15 protein-coding genes and 1 tRNA gene are annotated in these 19,476 nt (G+C 65.0%); 6 read left to right on the plus strand and 10 right to left on the minus strand.

Annotated features, from left to right (window positions below; translation table 11 throughout):
* Positions 1 to 31 precede the first annotated feature (31 nt).
* Genes HNQ40_RS17200 through HNQ40_RS17215 form a run of 4 tightly spaced genes read left to right on the plus strand, consistent with a single transcriptional unit; the run spans position 32 to position 4,048 of the window.
* The gene (locus tag HNQ40_RS17200) at positions 32 to 1,066 is read left to right on the plus strand and encodes a glycoside hydrolase family protein (RefSeq protein ID WP_184679049.1); all 1,035 of its coding nucleotides are present in this window, start codon (positions 32 to 34) and stop codon (positions 1,064 to 1,066) included.
* Between the two features lie 38 nt (positions 1,067 to 1,104).
* The gene (locus tag HNQ40_RS17205) at positions 1,105 to 2,109 is read left to right on the plus strand and encodes a zinc-binding alcohol dehydrogenase family protein (RefSeq protein WP_184679050.1); all 1,005 of its coding nucleotides are present in this window, start codon (positions 1,105 to 1,107) and stop codon (positions 2,107 to 2,109) included.
* A 28-nt stretch (positions 2,110 to 2,137) separates the two neighbouring features.
* On the plus strand, positions 2,138 to 3,250 hold the full coding sequence (locus HNQ40_RS17210) for a mandelate racemase/muconate lactonizing enzyme family protein (RefSeq protein WP_184679051.1): 1,113 nt from the start codon (positions 2,138 to 2,140) through the stop codon (positions 3,248 to 3,250).
* Positions 3,251 to 3,280: 30 nt separating this feature from the next.
* Positions 3,281 to 4,048 (plus strand): SDR family NAD(P)-dependent oxidoreductase, encoded by a 768-nt coding sequence (locus HNQ40_RS17215; RefSeq protein ID WP_184679052.1) that lies wholly within the window; start codon positions 3,281 to 3,283, stop codon positions 4,046 to 4,048.
* Positions 4,049 to 4,215: 167 nt separating this feature from the next.
* Here the strand turns inward: HNQ40_RS17215 and HNQ40_RS17220 are convergent, their stop codons facing one another.
* The 6 genes from HNQ40_RS17220 to HNQ40_RS17245 all read right to left on the minus strand — a co-directional run bounded on the left by HNQ40_RS17220 (position 4,216) and on the right by HNQ40_RS17245 (position 12,869).
* Complete coding sequence (locus tag HNQ40_RS17220) at positions 4,216 to 5,097, minus strand: RNA polymerase sigma factor (protein WP_184679053.1); 882 nt, start codon at positions 5,095 to 5,097, stop codon at positions 4,216 to 4,218.
* A complete protein-coding gene (locus HNQ40_RS17225; protein ID WP_184679054.1) occupies positions 5,094 to 6,509 on the minus strand; it encodes a hypothetical protein in 1,416 nt (471 codons plus the stop codon). The genes HNQ40_RS17220 and HNQ40_RS17225 overlap by 4 nt, the downstream gene beginning before the upstream one ends.
* Positions 6,506 to 9,016 (minus strand): protein kinase domain-containing protein, encoded by a 2,511-nt coding sequence (locus HNQ40_RS17230; RefSeq protein WP_184679055.1) that lies wholly within the window; start codon positions 9,014 to 9,016, stop codon positions 6,506 to 6,508. Before HNQ40_RS17230 ends, HNQ40_RS17225 begins: the two co-directional genes overlap by 4 nt.
* Positions 9,017 to 9,042: 26 nt before the next feature.
* The gene (locus tag HNQ40_RS17235; protein WP_184679056.1) at positions 9,043 to 10,563 is read right to left on the minus strand and encodes a hypothetical protein; all 1,521 of its coding nucleotides are present in this window, start codon (positions 10,561 to 10,563) and stop codon (positions 9,043 to 9,045) included.
* Between the two features lie 268 nt (positions 10,564 to 10,831).
* Positions 10,832 to 11,662, minus strand: a complete 831-nt coding sequence (locus HNQ40_RS17240; protein WP_184679057.1) for a hypothetical protein — start codon at positions 11,660 to 11,662, stop codon at positions 10,832 to 10,834.
* 391 nt (positions 11,663 to 12,053) lie between these two features.
* Complete coding sequence (locus HNQ40_RS17245; RefSeq protein WP_184679058.1) at positions 12,054 to 12,869, minus strand: helix-turn-helix domain-containing protein; 816 nt, start codon at positions 12,867 to 12,869, stop codon at positions 12,054 to 12,056.
* Between the two features lie 108 nt (positions 12,870 to 12,977).
* Here HNQ40_RS17245 and HNQ40_RS17250 point away from each other — a divergent pair, with 108 nt between their 5' ends.
* Entirely contained in the window at positions 12,978 to 14,675 is a 1,698-nt protein-coding gene (locus tag HNQ40_RS17250) for a sulfatase family protein (protein WP_184679059.1), read from the plus strand.
* Between the two features lie 17 nt (positions 14,676 to 14,692).
* Here HNQ40_RS17250 and HNQ40_RS17255 read toward each other — a convergent pair whose 3' ends face one another.
* The 4 genes from HNQ40_RS17255 to HNQ40_RS17270 form a co-directional block, all read right to left on the minus strand.
* Complete coding sequence (locus HNQ40_RS17255) at positions 14,693 to 15,793, minus strand: ABC transporter ATP-binding protein (RefSeq protein WP_184679060.1); 1,101 nt, start codon at positions 15,791 to 15,793, stop codon at positions 14,693 to 14,695.
* 12 nt (positions 15,794 to 15,805) lie between these two features.
* Positions 15,806 to 17,467, minus strand: coding sequence for an ABC transporter permease (locus HNQ40_RS17260; RefSeq protein ID WP_184679061.1), 1,662 nt, complete (start codon positions 17,465 to 17,467; stop codon positions 15,806 to 15,808).
* 8 nt (positions 17,468 to 17,475) lie between these two features.
* Complete coding sequence (locus tag HNQ40_RS17265) at positions 17,476 to 18,483, minus strand: iron ABC transporter substrate-binding protein (RefSeq protein ID WP_184679062.1); 1,008 nt, start codon at positions 18,481 to 18,483, stop codon at positions 17,476 to 17,478.
* 158 nt (positions 18,484 to 18,641) lie between these two features.
* Positions 18,642 to 18,714: transfer RNA gene (locus HNQ40_RS17270), tRNA-Phe, on the minus strand.
* A gap of 225 nt (positions 18,715 to 18,939) precedes the next feature.
* Between HNQ40_RS17270 and rplK the strand changes: the two genes are divergently transcribed.
* Positions 18,940 to 19,368: a 50S ribosomal protein L11 gene (gene rplK / locus HNQ40_RS17275; protein WP_184679063.1), complete on the plus strand. Its 429-nt coding sequence runs from the start codon at positions 18,940 to 18,942 to the stop codon at positions 19,366 to 19,368.
* The last annotated feature ends 108 nt before the right edge of the window (positions 19,369 to 19,476 follow it).

A 19,476-nucleotide genomic window follows, 5' to 3' on the forward strand; every position in this document is an offset into this window, starting at 1 on the left:
TTCCGGTTTTTACCCCTGATGTAGTTTCGTTATGTCCACACCCGCCAACCTCCCCGTATCCGACTTCATGACCCGGCTCGAACCGGTCGGGCGCGTCCTCGAAGACCCGGACTACAACGTCTGGTGCTGTTCGCCCATCCTGGGTGAAGACGGCCGGACGCATCTGTTCTACGCCCGCTGGCCCAACGCCGCGGATCATGTGGGCTGGATCACCGTAAGCGAGATCGCCCACGCCGTGGCCGACCAACCCGAAGGCCCCTACACCACCACCGGCACCGTGCTGGCCGGTCGGGGGGGTGACCACTGGGACGCCCACACCATCCACAACCCCGCGGTCTTCAAGATCGACGGCGGGTACGTCATGTACTACATCGGCAACCGCGAGCCCAACGTCGAAACGCTGCGCACCGGTGCCGCGTTTGCCGAGTCGCTCGACGGGCCATGGGAACGCATGGACGAGCCGCTCATCCCCGGCGGCGAACACCCCGACGACCTCGACAGCGCTTACGCCTGCAACCCCGTCATGGCCCAACACCCCGACGGGCGCTACATGCTCTACTACCAGGGCATGAGCCTGACCGAGTGGCGCTACGACATCGAGCTGCGACAACTCAAGCCCGGCACCGGCATGGTCGGCACCAAGGCCAACCGCCGCGGCCTGCTCGCCACCGCGACCGACCCCCGCGGGCCTTACACCCTGTACCCCGGCAACCCGATTATCGACCTCAACCGCTACGGCAACCACAACCCGCAGTGCGAAGACCCGACCGTGTGGTATGAGGATGGCAAGTTCCACATGCTGGCCCGCGACATGGGCGTGGTGAACCACGAGGTCGGGCTGTACTTCTCCTCCGACGACGGCGTCCACTGGTCCGACCCGCAGCTCGGCTTCGAGGCGATGTCGCATTACGTCGATGAAGCGCCCAACGGCCTGGACCGCGAGGGCCGCATGGAACGCCCGCAGGTGTTGCTCGGCGCCGACGGCCGGCCTACGCACCTCTTCGGCGCATTCCGCGGCGGGAAGTACAACACGTCGTCCGCTTTTGTGTTCCGGATCAAGCCGTAACCACCCCAACTGTTTTCCTGACTTTCACGCAGAACCCCATGCAAACCCTCACCCTCCAATCCCCCGGTGTGTTTGCCACGACCGACGTCCCTGAGCCCACGCCCGGCCCCGGCGAAGCGTTGGTCGAGGTGGTGAGCTGCGGGATCTGCGGCACCGACATCCACGCCTACGGCGGGAATCAGCCGTTCTTCTCCTACCCGCGTCGGCTGGGGCACGAGCTGTGCGTGCGAGTGGTCTCGGCTCCTAACGGCAGCGACCTTGAGCCGGGCACGCTCTGTGCGGTGCGCCCGTACTTCTTCTGTGGCAAGTGTCCCGCGTGCAAGGCGGGCAAGACCAACTGCTGCCGCGAGCTGAGCGTCATGGGTGTGCACATCGACGGAGGGCACGTTCCCCGGCTCGCCATCGATGCCGACTTCCTCCACCCCGGCGAAGGCCTGAGTGCGGATGCGCTAGCGTTGGCCGAGCCGTTGGCGATCGGTGCCCACGCGGTCGAACGTGCGGCGATCAAACCCGGCGAACCCGTGGCGATCATCGGCATGGGCCCGATCGGTTTGGCGGTGGCGCTGTCGGCCAAAGCCGAGGGGGCCGAGTTGGTGTTGGTCGATCGCGATGCCGGACGGTTAGATTTCGCCAGCAAGACGTTGGGCCTGGGTAAGGCGGTCGTGGCGGGCGAGGGTATGGCGCAAACGTTCCGCGACCACTTCGGCCAACTCCCGAACTGCATCATCGACGCCACCGGCCACCCCGCCTCGATGAACGGCTGCTTCGACCTGGCCGAGCACGGGGGACGCGTCGTGTTCGTCGGCCTATTCACCGGGGACCTGCAATTCGACGACCCGAACTTCCACCGCCGGGAGCTGTCGCTCTCCGCCAGCCGCGCCGCGACGGCGTCGACCTTTGACCAACTGATCGAGTCCATGCAGGCCGGCCGGATCGATCCCACGCCGCTGATCACCCACCGCGTCGCTTTCGACGACCTCGAGCACCAATTCGCCGAGGTCATCCGGTCTCCGGGATTGATCAAGGCCGTGATTGATTTTTAACCACCGACCAAGCGAGTCGAGAACCCCCATGCGCATAACCAAGCTCGAGCCCATCATCCTCCACGCCCCGGTCACCCGCGGCGGGATCGCCGACAGCACCCACTCGATCACCCACTGGGGTGCGCCCGGCGTCGCCATCCACACCGACACCGAGCACGTCGGCTACGGCTTCTCCGGCACCCACGCCCATCTGCCCACCGACAAGCTCATTACGTCCTGCATCACCGACGCCTTCGGCCCGCTGCTGCTGGACGAAGACCCGCGCGACGTCCGCGGCCTCTGGGAAAAGCTCTACCGCCAGAGCGAGATCTACTGGGTCGGCCGATGCGGCATCACGCACCTGGCGCTGGGCGCGATCGACATCGCGCTGTGGGACCTCAAGTGCAAAGCCCAGGGGCTGCCGCTGTGGAAAGTGCTCGGCGGCCACGCGTCCAACAAAGTCGAGGCCTACAACACCGACGGCGGCTGGCTGAACTGGAGCATGGAAGACCTCGTCTCCGACTGCAAACGCATGATCGAAGAGGAGGGCTACCGGGCCGTGAAGATCAAGGTCGGCGGCGACAGCGGGACGGAAGACCTCCGCCGCGTCGAGGCGGTCCGTCAGGCGCTCGGCCCCGAGGTACGCATCATGACCGATGCCAACGGGCGCTGGCCGCTGCCCGTTGCGATCCAGCTCGGTTCGCGCCTGGCCGACTACGACATCACGTGGATCGAGGAGCCGATCGCGTTCGATGACACGATGGGCCACAAACGCTTGGCCGAGTCGATCAGCACACCGATCGCCATGGGCGAACAGCTCTATGAGGCGTTCCGCTTCCGCGATTTCATCCAAGCGGGTGCGGTGCATTACGTCCAGCCCGACATCGTCCGCCTCGCGGGCATCACCGAGTGGTGGCAGGTCGCGGACCTCGCCCACAGCTTCAACCTGCCGGTCGTGCCGCACGTCGGCGACATGGCCCAGGTCCATCAGCACCTTTGCATCGCTCACCCCGCGTGCGGCCTGCTCGAATACATCCCTTGGCTGCGCGATTGGATGAAGCACCCCGCCGAGGTCGTCGATGGTTTCTTCACCACGCCCGACTACCCCGGGGCCGGCATGGAGCCGACACCCGAAGCGCTCGAGACGATCAACCAGCTCTGACCCATCCCTTCATTCGCTAGGCTAGTTCCGATGAACGTAACTTCTTCTCCGTCTCTGCAGGATCGTGTCGCGCTGGTCACCGGCGGCGGCACGGGCATCGGCCTGGCGATCGCCCAGTGCATGATCGACGCCGGGGCCAAGGTGTGCATCAGCGGGCGTCGCACGGAGGTCATCGAAAAGGCCGTCGCCCAGCTCGGCCCGAGCGCCCACGGCGTTGTCGGCGACGTGAACAGCCCCGAAGGCCGCGCCGAAATGATCCGCGGCGCACAAGAACAATTCGGCCAACCGATCACCCTCCTCGTGAACAACGCCGGGCACCAGCACAAGCAGGAAGCCACCCAGGTTTCCGATGAAGACTTCGACACGATGCTGTCGACCCACATCAAGGCGGGCTTCGCGCTCAGCCGCGACCTCGCCCCCGGGATGATCGAAGCGGGCGGCGGGAGCATCCTCTTCCTCGCGTCGATGGCGAGCTTCATGGGCGTGCCGCACATCGTCGGCTACACCACCGCCAAGACCGCGGTGCTCGGGCTGGTCCGTTCGCTCACCGCCGACTGGTCATCCCAGGGCATCCGCGTCAACGCCATCGCCCCGGGCTGGATCAGCACGCCGATGACCGACGAAGCCTTCGCCAAGTCGCCCGAGCGCAGAGGCAAGGTCCTCTCACGTACCCCGATGGGCAAGATGGGTACCCCCCAAGACATCGGCCACGCCGCGGTGTTCCTCTGCTCAGACCAAGCAGGATTCATCACCGGCCAGTGCCTGTGCGTCGACGGCGGCGCGTCGATCGGGTTTTGAGAATTCCCCACGGTTCTTCTTTGTCTTACTCCCCTCCCTTGAGGGAGGGGCGGGGGGAGGGTGTCGAGGCTTGCAGATTGCCGCGATCTGGGGCGAGGTTAGCCACCCTCCCCTGACCCCTCCCTCAAGGGAGGGGGATCAAGACTGCTGTATTGCATGCCGAATCGCTACCCCTGACGCGGCAGGAACCCCACCGACGATCGCAGAATCCGCGCATTCAAATCCTCAACATGCGATTGCGCCTCGGCGTCCTGCGTCTGCTGCTTCAGGTCCTCGAAATTCGCCGCACAGAACCGGCAGCCCAGCGTTTCCAGGTGGAACCGCACGTAGTCGTGCCACGGCTTGTCGAGCGAGCCGAGCAGGTACGCGCCGATGGTGCTGCGTTTCGGGCAGCTCGGGCGGGCGGCTTCCCACGCGGTGGTGAGCAGGGTGTCCGTTAGCGGCGTGTTGCCCGCCTCATTGGGCAGAGTGTCGCCGATGCGTTGGAGCGTGCGGCGTTTGATCGTGGCGACGGTGTTGCTGCTGATCTCTATGTGCCCGGCGATCTGGACCGGCGGCAGCTGGGCGTAGAACAACATCTCGATCACCCGCAGCTTGTCGAAGTCGCACTCCGCCTGGTACCGCGCGGTCACCGTCCGCAGTGCATCAGCGAGCCATTCCTGCTGGTTGTCTTGGGCCTCGCGCAGCCCGGCGTAGGCCGAGGGCGTGGGCTGATGGGCTTCCATCGCCGCGATGGTGTCTTGCCGGTCCGACAGGTCCGTGCTCAGTCGGCAGGGACGGCGCGCCTGCTTGCGGTACTGGTCGATGATGCGGTGGCGCAGGATCTGAAACAGATACGTCTCGATCGACGCGGCGCCGCGGAAACGCTCGAGCTGTTTGAGAAACGTGACGAAGCAATCCTGCACCGCGTCCTCGGCGTCGGCGCGGTTGCGCGTCTGCTGCGTGGCAAACGCCACCAGCCGGCCTTGATACAGGCGGACCAACCTGGACCACGCGGCCTCGTCACCGCTGCAGATACTCTTCAGAAGCAATCGATCTGCTTCGGTCATGCCATCCACAGTAGCCCAAGCAGCAACGCCCCGCCAAGGATGACCGCGATCACCGTGACCGACAACGCGCCTTGCCGATACCCCAAGGTCCAGTTGTCCAGCACGCGGTAGATCAGCAGCGTGATGCCCACGAGCACCCCGAGCCCTAGCACGCGGAGGACGTAGCTGAAGATGACGGGGCGCATCGGGGCGCTGGGAGCCGGCGAATAATCCGCCGCGGCGTAGGCGGGTTGTCCGTTGGGTGGGGTGCCAGACGGCCGCGGCGCCTGAGCCAACTGCTGTTGGGGCGGGATGTCGACCCAGGTGAAGTTGCCTCCTTGGTAGAGGAGCTTGAGCACCTGCGGGTTCGCATCCACCAGCACCGCGTGGCGGAACACGCTGCCGTAGGACCGCTCAAGGCGTTGGGTGAACTGATCCTCGACCAGGTTGAGCCGCCGGAGGTTGCGGACGATCGAGTCGAGCTCGGGGTACAAGATGCTGGAGTCGTAATCACTCGGCGATCCGCCGCGTTGGTCGGCCACCCGTGGCGCGAGTTTCGCCGCGACAGCCCGCAGCGCCGCGGTCTCGGCGTCTTCGGCGGTGCTCTCGGGGTTGAGACTGAAACCCATCATGAGCTTGGGCGAGTCGTGCGTGATGCGGTAGGCCGAGAGATCGGTCAGCCAGGGCTTGTCGACGAAGCGTGCGGAAAACGCGAAGGGCACCGCATCGGTCTGGTGCTCGTCCCGGGCGTGGTACATCCCGATCGGCGACTCGGGGGTCGGCGGGTTGAGCGTGAGCAGGATGCCGTGCTGACGGGTGTGGTTGGAGACGCTGGGTCTGACCGCCCGAGCCGTGATACCGAGTTCGCGTATCGCATCGGCTGCGGTCTGGTAAGTGTCGGTCGGCGGTCCCTCCATCGAGTGGATGAGCGTCAACGGCAGCCGCCAGGGCTGACCGTACGCCTCCACGATCGCCGCGGCGATCGCCTGCTCGGCCTCGCGCTGCGAGGGATAGAAGTCCACCTCGGCGTCCGGCATGATCTCGGTCGCGGGTTGCCACTCCGTGGGGGCGACGGAGATGTTGGGCGGCTCGACCGCTACCAACGGCACGGCCGGCTGGGGTACGGGGCGCGCGGTTAATTCTTCGCGAAACGCCTCGCGTTGGCGCTCAGATTCAGTTTGGAGATAAGCCGCATTGTGTTGCTGCACGGTTGCGGTTCGTTGAACGCTGAGGAACACCATGCCGAGGGGAAGCACAAAGAACATCATTGCGAACAACGCCACGGCGACCCATAGCCCCGTGGAGTTCTTTCGCTTGATCGCCGTCACGACCAGCATCACAAAGCCCGCCATGAGGATGCCGACGAGCAGCAGGATGAACAAGGCGGCAAAGGATACGACTACCGGGGATTGGGCCAAAAGCGTAACGTTCATGAGGACACCTCCGGTCTGGTCGAATGCGAAATCACGCGACTGCGCGCGGGGATGGCCATCAACACCATGCCAATCGCCAGCGTTGCAAAACCGCCGATGACGTTAGTCATGCCCTGGTCAAGGTAGAGGTCCAGGGTCGCGGCGAACCCCGTCTGGCCTTGTTCGAGCAGTGTGGTCTGCATCTGGTTGAGTTTCCAGTCACTGACCGCGCGGAATCCGTCCTCGGTCATCGACATCATCGCAAAGAAGAAGAACAAGCCGCCGGCAGCGAGGGCCCGCAGACAGTGCAGCGCGCCGCCCCGGCGGCCCATGACAATCATGAAGGTGCCCAGCACGATCCCGGCCAGGCCGACGATCCCGATCAGCCGGCCCAGCAGCAGCGGCCACGCGTCGTAGCCGAACTCCCGGGCGATCTCTTCACGCATGTTCTCGAACACCGGCAGCACCGATACCGCCTGCGGTAGCGACATAAACACCGGCATCACCAACGCCAGGCTGACCAGCAGCAGCAGAATCCCAAACAGGTGTAGCATCATCGCAAACGGATTGATCCGGCCGTCGATGCGTGGTGTCCAGGTACGCTTCACCGCAGCGCTCTTGCGCGTGACGTGGGCCGAGCGGCTTTGCGGCGGCCCGGCGAGTTCCCAACGGACGAGCGGCTTGCCCTGGGTGTCGGTAAACGCGCCGCAGAGGATGAGGATGCCGTCGATAAGTTGGCCGATGCCAAAGAGGCCGAACGTGCACAGCCAGAGGATGCCCGTGAACCACTTGCCGACGTAGAAGCGGTGCAGCCCGCCCAGCGGCATGATGATCCACACCGCACACAGCAGTAGGGCCGCGAGTCGGCTGTGGCGCGAGGAAGTATCCGTCGGCTCAGTTTGCGACTCGGCCTTTGGCTGCGGTGAGACAGGCGCGGCCTCGGGATGCGGGGGCTCAGCCACGGGAACGGGGAGCGGGACGACCGGAGTTGCCGGGGATAGCGGCGCGACGGGATGAGGCGTGTTGGTCGGACGCACCAGCTGCGCTCCCAACGCAATGATCACCGGCAGCACAAACGCAATCGCGACCGCTTCGGGCATTAACACGAGAGTGGGCAACGCCGCGGCCAGCCCCAGGCCAACCCAAAGCCCCGGCGAGAACGCAACCGCTCGGTCCGGATGCGTATAGCGAGGCCAATACACACACGCCGTCACCAGCGCGGAGAAGAAGGCTGCTGTAACGAGATGGCTGCCCACGCGATCGGATACCCCGCCGGCGACCACGATAAAGATGAACGGCAAAGCGATCAGGGCGTGGCTCAGGATCGGGCGGATGGCGAACCCCAACCGGGTTCCCAGCAAGGGATCGGGTTCGTAGCGGCTTCCGCGAGTCACGGCCCATGTCGTCGCCGGGCCCACGAACATCAGCATGAAGAGCGATGACCAGAACCCTTCATCGGCGTGACGCTCCATGCCGGTGCCGGTCAGGGCCGCCGCAACCAAAGCAAGGATCACGGTCAGCATGAGGAACAGGCCGCGGCCCTGGCTTGGCCAACGCCGCTCGTTTGCGGCAGGTGGTGTCTTGGCACCGGCTGCGGGACGCAGCGCACGCAGCGGGACGCCCCCCGGCGATACGTTGTTCGCTGGCGGCGTCTCGAGCTTTCGCCCCACCCGCTTGGCGATCACGCTCAGCTCGTCGGCGTTGAGCTGCGACACGCTGTTGCGGACGTGCTCGGTCCCGAACAAGTCTTCCACCGTCTCCGTGGCGGACGCGTAACGGTCGGCCGGGTCTTTCTGCAACGCCTTGCGGATCACCTTGGCAAACGCCTCGGGCACATCATCCAGCTCGGGCTCGGCCTGGAGATGTTTCATCAGCACCTCGCTCGGGCTGTCGCCGGAGTACGGCACCCGGCCGGTGAGCATTTCGTAGAGCAGGCAGCCCAGGGCGTAGAGGTCGATGGACTTGTCGTACTTGCCCGCGCCGATCTCCGGCGCCATGTAGTGCACCGTGCCGACGGTGACGGTTTGGCTGGCGACGGGGTCGGCGGACATGAGTTTAGACAGGCCGTAGTCGCCGATTTTTACGTAGCCGTCTTCGTAGAAGATGTTGGCGGGTTTTAGGTCGCGGTGAACCACGCCGTAGCCGTGCAGGTGGCTCAGGCCCTTGGCGACTTCGCGCAGGAAGAACGCGGCCTTGTCCGGGCCCAGGCCCTCGGGCGAGTCGTTGAGCAGGTCGCGCAGCGACGGCCCGGCGACGTACTCCATCACCACGAACGGCGTGCCGTCCTCGGCGGTCTTCACATCGAAGATGCTCACCAGGTGCGGGCTCTTGAGGTTCATGCAGTGGCGGATGCCACGCAGCTCGATCTCGTCGTAGCCCTGAGTGACGTAGAGCGCTTTAAGCGCGACCTCACGGCCGGCGTCGCTCTCGGCGAAGTAGACCTCGCCGAAGCCGCCGCGCCCGGCGGGGGCGCGCACGGTGTAGCCGTCGAGGGGGCGGTCGCCGGGTTGGTATCGATACGTTGACAAGAGAGGTGGACCCTGGATTGAGGCGGTCAGGCCGATGACAAGTCGAAAGAGGTGACGGACCACGCTTGGCCGTGGATGGTTTGCTCTGGGCCGCCCGGCACAAGCGGTACGCCCTCGGCCGCGAGCCCGTCAGCCGTGGGGCGGAAGGTGACGGGGTGCGGCAGCTTCGGGTCACGCAGGTGGCAGCCGCGGTGCGGACCGATGAGCAACTCGCCCGAGAGCAACACGACGCGTCGCAGGTTCGGCGTGGTGAAGCGCCCGGCGGTCAGTTCGAGCACCGCGGTCTGACTCGCGGGGTTGGCCCGCAGGTAACGCAGCTTGATGCGTGGGCCGACGCCCAGGCGGTCCTGGTGCGTGAGCAGGGCGTGCGTGGCGGGCTGCTGGTTCACGGTGAGGTCGGAGCTGGCCTGGACGAGGTGGCCTTCTTCATCACGGGTGAACGTGAGGGGATGGCTGGATTCGGATGCGATCAGCGGCAACACGGATGCACCAGTCGTACCCAGGCTCACCTGCGGCGTAGCGCAGAGCACGGCCAACGGCTGGCCGTCTTGGTGCAGGATGAGTGGAGATTGCGACAAAGTAGAAGCGGCCACGGCCTGGTGGGGTGAATCCGTCATCGAGCGATACCCATATCCTACCGCTCGCGTTGCCGCTTGAGTTGCGACATTCGACGTCGCGCCGCCCACTTCCGCGAGGGCCCCGATCGGCCCGGCGATCAACGCTTCCTGTGCATCACGCAGCGATTTCGTTTGCGCAATCGCGTCGTCTAGCCAATCCACGCCCCGGAAGTGACGCGCTGCGCGTTGAAGCGGGGGCAGCGCAACGGCGGCGTCACCCCGGTCCAGCGCCACCGCCGCGGCTTGCAGATCGTGGCACACCTGCGTCAGCGTTTCGCTGGCCCCGGTCAGCTTGAGTAACGTCAGCGCTTCATCGGGTTGGCCGGCACGGAGATGGTCCTCGGCAGACTGCGCGGCATGCGTGTGTAGCGCGTGTTTGAGCACGTCGCTCTCGGACGATGGCGGGAATGCCGCGAGACGTTCGACGACGTGGGCCGCTCCAACGAAATCATTTCGCTCTAGCGCCGCCTCACCGCGTTCGATGAGAGCCTGACGTTCGAGCTTGCGGAGGTCCAGGTGTTCAACCAGGCGTTTGCCCGCGACGCTGCCGAGTTCCGGGGCGGCTTCTCGGGCGCGGGTGGATTGGCCCAGGTCGGCCAGCCGTTTGGCGTAGGCCAGGCCGTCGGCGGCGCATCGTTCTTGGCGCTGTTGGGCTGCGCGTTCCTGGGCCACTTGAGCGAGGAGCTCGGCGGCCTCGGCTTGGCCCGGCTCGATGGACAGGACACGCTGGGCATCGCTTCGGGCCTCGGCCCAACGCTCGGCACCCAGGTGCTCGCGCCCACGCTGCACGAGCCGCTTGCAGAGCTCGGTCAACGCGTCCTGGGCCCGGCGGTGCGGCCGAATACTCGGTTGCGTTAAAAGGTTCGCCGCCTCGTCGAGCCGACCCGCGTGCATGGCGGTGAGGGCGTGATGGAGGGTGGCGTGGTTCATGACGGGCGGTGCGGTGCGGGCGTTGGCGGGAGAGACGAGACTTGAAGCTGGCTAGCCTCGGTTAGGAAGTCAACCGGGAGGGTGGGAACTTAGGAGAGCTGCGAAGGGTGATTGCCTTGGTCCCCTCTCCCCCCGGGAGAGGGTTAGGGTGAGGGCGGCTGGGACGCTCGATGGCCTGCATCGGCTCAGATCATCCAGACTCACGTGCCCTCACCCCGGCCCTCTCCCGGAGGGAGAGGGGGTAAAACCAGCGGCCTCGTACACGTTCTTACTGGCCGATCCGTCCGGCCAGTTCCATGTTTTCGATCGCGGGGGTTTCGTCGATGCCGAGCAATGCATCGACCTCGGCTAGCAGCTCGGCCTCGGTGGGGCCGGCGAGCGGGATGCCGGCGGTGAAGCGTGCTTCGTGGGCCAGCGTGCGTTCGGCCACGTCCAGACGTTCCTGCAGCTCGGCGATGAGGTTCTCGGTCTGGTTCAGCTTGCTGTCGTTGAGGGCGAGGCCCGACGCCGACTCGGCGGCCTGCACCATGCGGAACTGCGCGGCGAGGCTTTCGATGCGGTCTTCGAGTTGCAGCTTGCGGGTCTGGGCCTGCTCAAGCGAGGTCGTGGCGGCGGCCAGCGACGCACGGCGGCTTTCCTCGACGCGGCGTTTGCCCTCAAGCACGAGCTTGGCTTCCTTGAGCATCGACACGCGTCGGCCCATGTCCTGGGTGACCGCGTCGCGGCTGTAGGTCCGGCCGTTGACGTAGTGGACGGTCTGGCCGGACGCCACGACGTCACGCAGCTGGGCGAGGGCGGCTTCTTCCTGGGCGACGCGCTGCTCGCTCTCGACGATGCTGCGTGAGAGGGCTTCCAGCTCGACTTCTTCCCGGGCGATCTGGCGGATGTTGTCGTGCAGCTCGGGCAGCACTTCGTCGAGCAGGTCGCGGGCCCGCTGCAGCTCGAACGACAGCGGCACCGCCGCTTTGGTCTCGCGCTGGACCGAATAGACCGAGCTCTTGGCGTAACTCATCAATTCTCCGCCGAAGAGGAGGGCACCGGCGGCGACGCCCACGGCACCGATGAGAAGGACTTTTTTGACCGTTTTGGGGACCAACATGGCTAACTCCAGTAAGGGGAAAAGGGGGCTCAATTCGGTAGACGCGGCCCGATTTCGAAAATGACAGCGGAGTTAGAAAAAATTTTGAAAAACGACGGGCTGATGCGCACAGCACATCCGCCACGCCCCTGTATGGAGGCGCTGTTCTATGCATAGACGTCACGAAAGCTCAAGGATTTCAGACTTCACCCGACGGGGCGCATTATGGTCTGGATGTGGTCTACCGCCAGACCAGACCACCAAAACCAGACCAGTTGACCAGCGAGGCAAAGCCGGGTGGCCGGGGCAGAGTCCGCGATGCCCCGGAACCAGTGGCCAAAGCGGCGGTTTAGGATCGCCGGCTAAACGTGACATGGAAATTGGGGCGATTAGAAAATCACGTCACGGGGGTTTACGACTGGCCCTTGCGGTAGGCCGAGGGGCTGCGGCCGGTGAACTGCTTGAACTGCTTGGAGAACGCGAACGCGTCGGCGTAGCCCAGCAGGTCGGCGATCCGGCTGACCGCATGGCTGGATTCTTTGAGCTCGTGGCAGGCGCGTTCGATCCGGGCGGCGACACGGTACTGCTGCGGGCTCTTGCCGAAACGCTGGCGGAAGAGGCGGGAGAAGTGGGCGGCGCTGACACCCAGGTCCTCGGCCATCTGGGCGATGGAGATGCTGCTCGCGGGGTCGTGTCGCATCTGGGCGGCGAGCGTGGTGAGGGCGGTTTCGTGGGGGCCGCGGTCCTGCCGCGCGGGGGTGTGCAGCAGGTCCAGCAGCACGGCCTGAAGCAGGGTCAAGGTCGCGGGGTTGGCCCGGGCCGATTCGCCCCAGCGATCGGGGGTGGCGCGGTCGATGGACTCGATGATCCGCCGGGTGGCCAGGTCTGTGAACGCGAGGTCGGCGACCTCGAAGAACTCCGGCGGCTCGGTGGAGAAGCTGCCGGTGAAGTGGATGTACGTGAAGCCCAGGGGCTGGGTGTCGCTGGTACCCGCGTCGTAGATCCCGCCCGGCCGCATCCACGCGCAGAAGCCGGGGCGCAGCTCGTGCGTTTGGTTGTGGCGGTCACGCATCCAGCCCCGCCCACCCCAGACCAGCCACAACTCGTGGTCGCGCAGGGCGAGAGACGTTTCGCGGTCCCGTCCCCAACCGGGCTCGGCGGTCTTGCTGCCGCAGGGGTGGGTGATCGCGAGATCGTTGAAGCTGACTACAGGATCAATCGATGACATGATTGGTGTGGATGAATCAATTGTGATTGAGGGTATGCAGCGGCATAATACATCAAGCCAATACATCCCCAAAGTATTTCTTGTTTCTGTCCCGTCTGGAGTTCTGTTTTGAAATCGATCATCTCGGCTTGGGTTCTGTTGCTGCTGGTTGGTGCGTCGATGAACGCCGTGGGGAACGCGCAGGCCGACGCCCCCCGGCCGAACATCTTGCTGTTCTTTACTGACGACCTGGACTTCGACGAGATCAACCTCTACGACCTGACGCAGTACCCCAGCCACACAGGCATGCGGCAGCAGGGGTATTACGACGGCAAGCCTGACCAAAGCGACTACTTTTCCAATCCCCGCATGCTCACGCCGAACCTCGAGAAGCTGGCGAGTCAGGGGCTGACGCTGAATCGGTTCTACATCACCTCGCCGATCTGCACGCCCAGCCGATTCACGATCCTCACCGGGCGTTACGCGTCGCGCAGTCAGGCGTTCCTGCATCACAGCCCCGCCGGCGGCCCGGCCAACGTGAACTGGGGCACGGGGCTGAAGATCGCCGAGACCAACATCGCCAAGGCCCTGCAAGACGCGGGCTACTTCACCGGCGTCGTCGGTAAGTGGCACCTCGGCCACGACATCAGCCGTTACGACAAAGAGCTCAAAACCCTCGATCCCATGAAGCCCGAGGACAACCAGCGCATCCGCGACGCGCACGAAGACACCTGCGAAGCGTTCAAGCAAGCCGGCTTCGACTTCGCCGACAGCATCTACGTGGGCAACATCGGGGAGATCCACGTCCCGCAGATGCTCAAGCGGGAGAACCTGCCTTGGGTTACCCAGGGCGCGCTCAACTTCCTCGACCTGCAGAGCCCCGAGAGCGATAAGCCGTTCTTCCTATACATGTCACTGCCGCTGCCGCACAACCAGTTCTACGACACGCAGAACCGCTCGGGCAAAGGCGCGGGCTGGTGGAACAACGACCCCCGTGCCACGCCCGGCGGGTATCTCGACGAGGCCCCCACATCCCAGCCGTCGAGCGACGACGTGATGCGCCGTATCCGCGAGGCGGGTTTGCCCGATGTGAATTCGATGGCGACGAATCTGGACGACAGCCTCGGGGCGGTCATGGCCAAGCTCGAAGAGCGCGGCCTGGCAGAGAACACCGTCTTGATCTTCACCAGCGACCACCAGAGCCGCGGGAAGAACACCGTGTACGAAGCGGCGCGGGTGCCGTTCGTTGTGCGTTGGCCGGGCAAGATCCCCGCGGGCGTGCGGTCCGACTTGTTGTGCGGTAACGTCGATCTGCCCTCAACGTTTCTCGAATGGGCGGGCGCTGAAAACGTGCCCGAGGATGTGGGGCAGGACGGCGTGAGCCTTGCCCAGGCGTTACTGAATCCCGAGGATGCCACGCCGGTGCGCGACGCGTTGCTACTGGAATGCGGCTTCGCCCGGGCGGTGGTGACGGACCGTTGGAAACTGATCGCCTGCCGCGCGCCCGACGAAATCATGCAGCGCATGGCCGAGGACGCCGCGCGGGCCGAGCGTGAAGGCACCCGCCGGTACGTCGCATGGGACGGCCGCACCAACGAGCGGAACCGGGGCAAGCGGGGCTTCAGCGCCGGGGTCGTGATGGACTCGGACCGCGACTTCCCGCACTACTTCGATGCGGACCAACTCTACGACCTCGACGCCGATCCGTTCGAACAGGTCAACCTGTTCGGAGATGAGGCGAACCGCGAAACGATCGAGCAGTTGCAAGACCAACTGCGCGGTTTCCTCGAGACACTGCCGCACACGTTTGGCGAATTCACCCCGTAAGTCTGCTTGAATTTGCGTCACGCCTCGGCAGGCGATTTCGAAAGATCGTCTTCCACCACCACCGCCGCGGAGGTCGGCTTGAGGTGGACCGCGTCGCCGATGTCGTAGAGGCTGCCGCCGGTGGTTTGGATGAGGTAGGTGCCTTCGCCGTGGCGGACGTGGTAGGTGAGGTCGTGGCCCTTGAACTCGCGGAGGGTGATCGTCGCCGGGGTGTTGACGCCCGCCTGCATGTCGAACGAGAGGTGTTCGGGGCGGAGCGAGAGCGTGACCGGGCCCTCGGCGTGGCGATCGATTTCAACGCGGCCGATGGGGGTTTCGGCAAAGTTGCCCTGGGCTTGGCCGGTCATGAGGTTCGAGTTGCCCAGAAACTTGGCGACGAAGGCCGAGCGAGGCCGGCTGTAGAGCGAGGGCGGCGGGCCGATCTGTAGGAGCTGGCCGTCGCGCATCACCGCGATGCGGTCGGCGATGGACATGGCCTCTTCCTGGTCGTGCGTCACCAGGATCACGCCGAGGTCGCCGCGTTGGACGAGTTCCTGGAGCGACTTGCGCAAACCGATACGCAACTCGGTGTCGAGGTTGGAGAACGGCTCGTCGAGCAGCAGGACGTCGGTGCCCGGGGCGAGAGCGCGGGCGAAGGCCACGCGTTGCTGTTGCCCGCCGGAAAGTTCCTGGACCCGGCGGTTTTCCAGGCCGTGCAGCCCGACGCGGTGCATCGCTTCTCGCGCGATCTCGGTGCGTTCTTTCTTGCTGCCGTGGCGCAAGCCGAAGCGGACGTTCTGGATCACCGACAGGTGAGGGAACAGGGCGTAGTCCTGAAACACAAAGCCGATGCCGCGTTTCTCGGGGGCGAGGAAGGTGTCGGCGTTTTGGCAGAGCGTGTTGCCGTGGCGGACGTAGCCTTCGTCCGGACGCTCCAGCCCGGCGATCGAACGCAGCAGCGTGGTCTTGCCGCATCCCGAAGGCCCGACGAGCGTGAGGATCTCACCCGCCGAGACGCAGAACGACACTTCGTCCACCGCACGGGTCTCCGCACCGGGGTAGCGCTTGGCGAGCCGTTCGATGCACAGGCGGTGACCGTCGACGTCCGGGGGTTCGGGATGGATTTGGGGCAGTCGCATCTTGGGGCAATCTCAGTCCTGCATCTTACGCGACTTGGCTTGGCGTTCGCACCAGATCAGCACGCCGACAAACACCGCGGACACGCCGAGGATGGTCAGGGCGAACGGTGCCGCCTCGGCGTATAGGTTTTCGTTGCTCAGGTCCCAGAGGTTGTACGCCAGCGTGTCGTAGTTGGCGGGGCGGAGGAGCATGACCAACGGCAGCTCTTTGATCGCCGAGAGGAACACCAGCGCCATCGACGCCGCGAGGCCGTTACGCAAGAGCGGGAACGTGACCGCGAAGAACGCCGCGATGGGCCCGCGTCCCAGGCTGCGTGCGGCTTCTTCCACGCGGACGCCGGCCTGCATCAACCCGGTGCGCACCGGGCCGATCGCCTCGGCGAGGAAGTGCAGCGTGTAGGCCAACACGATGAGGCCCAACGATTGGTAGATCAGCGTGTCGCCCGCCTCGACGATGAACCCATCGAGCCACAGCGCCACGCCCACCATCGCCAGGCCCAGCGCCAGCCCCGGCGTGGCGTAACCCGCATAGGTCAACCGCTCCAACCCTCGGCTACGCCAACCCGCGTAGCGCTGGGTCAGCAAGCCCATGGTCAACGCGATGCCGGTCGCAATGATCGCGGCCGGCACACAAATCTTCAGGGAAGCAGCCGTCGAAGCGCCCCAGTCGCGGGTCACAAATCCGAGCGTGGGCTGGAAGTACCAGTACACCGAGGAAAACGTCGGCAGGCCGATCGCAAAGAACAGGAACACGATCAGCAACAGCACCACCGGGATGGCGAACCAGCGCAGCCGGACCTGGTGTTGCACTCGCGCCGCCCCGGGCGTCACCCGGTCGTAACGCCGACGCCGAAGCAGCAGCACTTCGCCGCCGATGAACAGCCCCGCAACCACGAGCATGAGCACCGCGACCCACGCGGCGTAGGTCGGCTCAAACGACAGCGAGTTGTAGAGCAGCACGCTCAACGTATCGAAACGCATCAGGCTCACCACGCCGAAGTCGCCCAGCACATGCAAGACCACCAGCAGCGCCCCCGCGAGGTACGCCGGGCGGAGCTGAGGCAACTCGGCCCGGAAGAACGCACGCCATGGCCCATCGCCCAGGCTCCGCGCCGCCTCCTGCAGCGACGGGTCGATGCGTGCGAAGCCCGAGCGAAGCGTGAGGAACATGTAGGGGAAGTTGTAGAGCGTCAGCGAGATCAGCGAGCCGGTGAAGCCCGTCAGGCGCGGCGTCTCCCATTCCAGCAAGCGGTAGGTCACGCCGTACGACCCGCCGACCGACAGCAGCGTGTACGCCATGAGGTAGCCCGGCACCGCCAACGGCAGCACGAGCAGAATCGACCACACCCGCCGGCCAAACAGGTTGCTGCACGTCATCAGCCACGCCGCGGGCAGAGCGAGCAATGTGGTTGTCGCCAACACCGCGGCGCACAAGCCGAACGTGTTGAGCAGGACCTGCAGCGTCTTGGGGCGGAAGATGATTTCGCTGACTTCGCCGTCGGCTCCGCGCACCGCGGTGATCACCAAATACCCCAGCGGCAGCAAAATGCAAAAGCCCACCACGAGGGCGGGCAGGCTGAGCAGCCAGGGCCAAGGCTTGCCGCTGGCCGGGGGGCGGACCGCGGCGGGGCCTATGCCGGCCGCGGTGAGGATGATCTGACGGGCTGGCCGCATCGTTGGGTTTAGAGCAGGCCGACTTCGCGGAGCAGCTTCAGGGTTCCGTTGAGGTCACTGATGGCGTTGAGGTCGACTTCGGGGGCTTGCTCGAGCTTGGTGTCGAGGTCGCCGTGTTGGCGGTGGGGCATCACGCCGTCGACGACGGGGTACTCGAAAATCTCGCCGACGAAGTAGTGCTGGCCCTTGTCGGTGAGCAGGTAATCGATGAGCTTCTGCGCCGCCTCGGCGTTCTTGCTGGACTTGAGCACGCCCGCGCCGGCGACGTTGACCATGTTGCCGATATCGCCTTGCTCGAAGTTGGTTTGCTCAACGGGGAACTTGCTGTCGCTGATCTTGAAGCGGATGAGGTAGTAGTGGTTGGGCAGGCCGAAGTCGATCTCACCCGCGGCGATACCCTGGATGATGGCGGTGTTCTTGGGGAAGGACTTCACGCCGTTGGCCTTCATGTCCAGCAGCCACTGCTTGGTTTTCTCTTCGCCTTCGGACAGACGCATCGCGGTGACGAACGCCTGGAACGACGCGTTGCCCGGCGCAAAGCCGACCCGGCCCTGGTACTTCGGATCGGTCAGGTCGTAGACGCTGGCGGGGAGGTCGTTCTCATCCACGCGGGCCGAGCTGTACGCCAGGGTCCGCCCACGCAGCGAAGTCGCGACCCAGTCGCCTTCTTCGCTGACGTAAGTCGGGTCCACCCGAGCGGTGATCGACTCGGGCAGGGGGGCAAGCAGGCCCGCGTCGGACAGCGAACCCAATGCCCCGGCGTCTTGAGCGAGCACCACGTCGGCGGGGGAGCGTTCACCCTCGGTCTTGAGCTTCAGGGCGATCGCGGCGGTCTTGTCGTAGACACGGTTGACCTTGATGCCGGTGTCTTTTTCGAAGGCGTTGAACAGGTGGTCCATGAAGGATTTGGATCGGCCCGAGTAAACGGTGATTTCCTGGGCGATCGCGACATTGCCCAGTGCGCTGGTCAAGCCAAAAGCAAGCAGCAGGGCCAGGGTACGGCAGGCGGATTTCATGACAGATTCCTGTGGGGACGGTTGTTTAGAATTTGACACGCAGTCTCAATACCGCATTGTGGCACATCGGGCGAACGAGTGCAACGGGTCGGTGAGCGGGCGATGGGCAAGAAAAAACCGCACTCAAACGCAGTGAGGCGTCGGAGTGCGGTGTAAAGTGGCCAGACCCGGACTTGAACCGGGGACACCGGCATTTTCAATGCCGTGCTCTACCAACTGAGCTACCTGGCCGGCCAACCGTTTCGCCGGGGTCAATTCCGGGGCGAATCGGATCAGTTGGGCCACAGAGATTAACGTGCCTATCGCACTTGTCAACCGCGATAGGATCAGTACACTATGCGACTCGCCACAGCGCGGCCGATCGGCCTGCTGGGCGTGTGACCCGGACCTAACCTCAGACGCAGGATGCGTTTGCCCGACGGAGGCTATCCCCTCCGCCAGCCCCGAAAGTTCGCCATGGCCAAGAAAGAAATCAGCTCGCAGTTCAAGATCCAAGCCCCCGGCGGCCAAGCCACCCCGGCCCCGCCCATCGGCCCCGCCCTCGGCCAACACGGCGTGAACCCCGGGCAGTTCATCCAACAGTTCAACGACCGCACCCGTCCCCTGAACGGCAAGGTCGTCGGCTGCGTCATCACCGTCTACAAAGACCGCTCCTTCGAATTCGAAGTCAAGGCTCCGCCCGTGGCCGTGCTCCTGAAGGACGCCGCCAAGGTCGACAAGGGCTCGGGCGTTCCGCACAAGGAAAAGGTTGGCTCGGTCACCATGGACCAGGTCAAGGCCATCGCCGAAGAAAAGGGCAAGGAGCTCTCGGGCCACACCCTCGAAGCGAACTGCCGCATCGTCGCGGGCACCGCTCGCTCGATGGGTATCACCGTCGAAGACTAAAAATAACGCTGACCGCAGGTCTGCGATGTTCAGAAGAGGCCAACCACGGGCCCTGACCGTGGGAGATTCCGCCGCTCAATCGTGAGACGGCCAATCGAAAGGAAAGTT

The organism is Algisphaera agarilytica (genome assembly GCF_014207595.1).
Classification (GTDB): domain Bacteria; phylum Planctomycetota; class Phycisphaerae; order Phycisphaerales; family Phycisphaeraceae; genus Algisphaera; species Algisphaera agarilytica.

Excerpts from the sequence above, each read along its gene's own strand:
- HNQ40_RS17200 (WP_184679049.1), top strand. The coding sequence starts at position 32 with ATGTCCACACCCGCCAACCTCCCCGTATCCGACTTCATGACCCGGCTC.
- HNQ40_RS17205 (WP_184679050.1), top strand. The coding sequence starts at position 1,105 with ATGCAAACCCTCACCCTCCAATCCCCCGGTGTGTTTGCCACGACCGAC.
- HNQ40_RS17210 (WP_184679051.1), top strand. The coding sequence starts at position 2,138 with ATGCGCATAACCAAGCTCGAGCCCATCATCCTCCACGCCCCGGTCACC.
- HNQ40_RS17215 (WP_184679052.1), top strand. The coding sequence starts at position 3,281 with ATGAACGTAACTTCTTCTCCGTCTCTGCAGGATCGTGTCGCGCTGGTC.
- HNQ40_RS17220 (WP_184679053.1), bottom strand. The coding sequence starts at position 5,097 with ATGACCGAAGCAGATCGATTGCTTCTGAAGAGTATCTGCAGCGGTGAC.
- HNQ40_RS17225 (WP_184679054.1), bottom strand. The coding sequence starts at position 6,509 with ATGAACGTTACGCTTTTGGCCCAATCCCCGGTAGTCGTATCCTTTGCC.
- HNQ40_RS17235 (WP_184679056.1), bottom strand. The coding sequence starts at position 10,563 with ATGAACCACGCCACCCTCCATCACGCCCTCACCGCCATGCACGCGGGT.
- HNQ40_RS17240 (WP_184679057.1), bottom strand. The coding sequence starts at position 11,662 with ATGTTGGTCCCCAAAACGGTCAAAAAAGTCCTTCTCATCGGTGCCGTG.
- HNQ40_RS17245 (WP_184679058.1), bottom strand. The coding sequence starts at position 12,869 with ATGTCATCGATTGATCCTGTAGTCAGCTTCAACGATCTCGCGATCACC.
- HNQ40_RS17255 (WP_184679060.1), bottom strand. The coding sequence starts at position 15,793 with ATGCGACTGCCCCAAATCCATCCCGAACCCCCGGACGTCGACGGTCAC.
- HNQ40_RS17260 (WP_184679061.1), bottom strand. The coding sequence starts at position 17,467 with ATGCGGCCAGCCCGTCAGATCATCCTCACCGCGGCCGGCATAGGCCCC.
- HNQ40_RS17265 (WP_184679062.1), bottom strand. The coding sequence starts at position 18,483 with ATGAAATCCGCCTGCCGTACCCTGGCCCTGCTGCTTGCTTTTGGCTTG.
- rplK (WP_184679063.1), top strand. The coding sequence starts at position 18,940 with ATGGCCAAGAAAGAAATCAGCTCGCAGTTCAAGATCCAAGCCCCCGGC.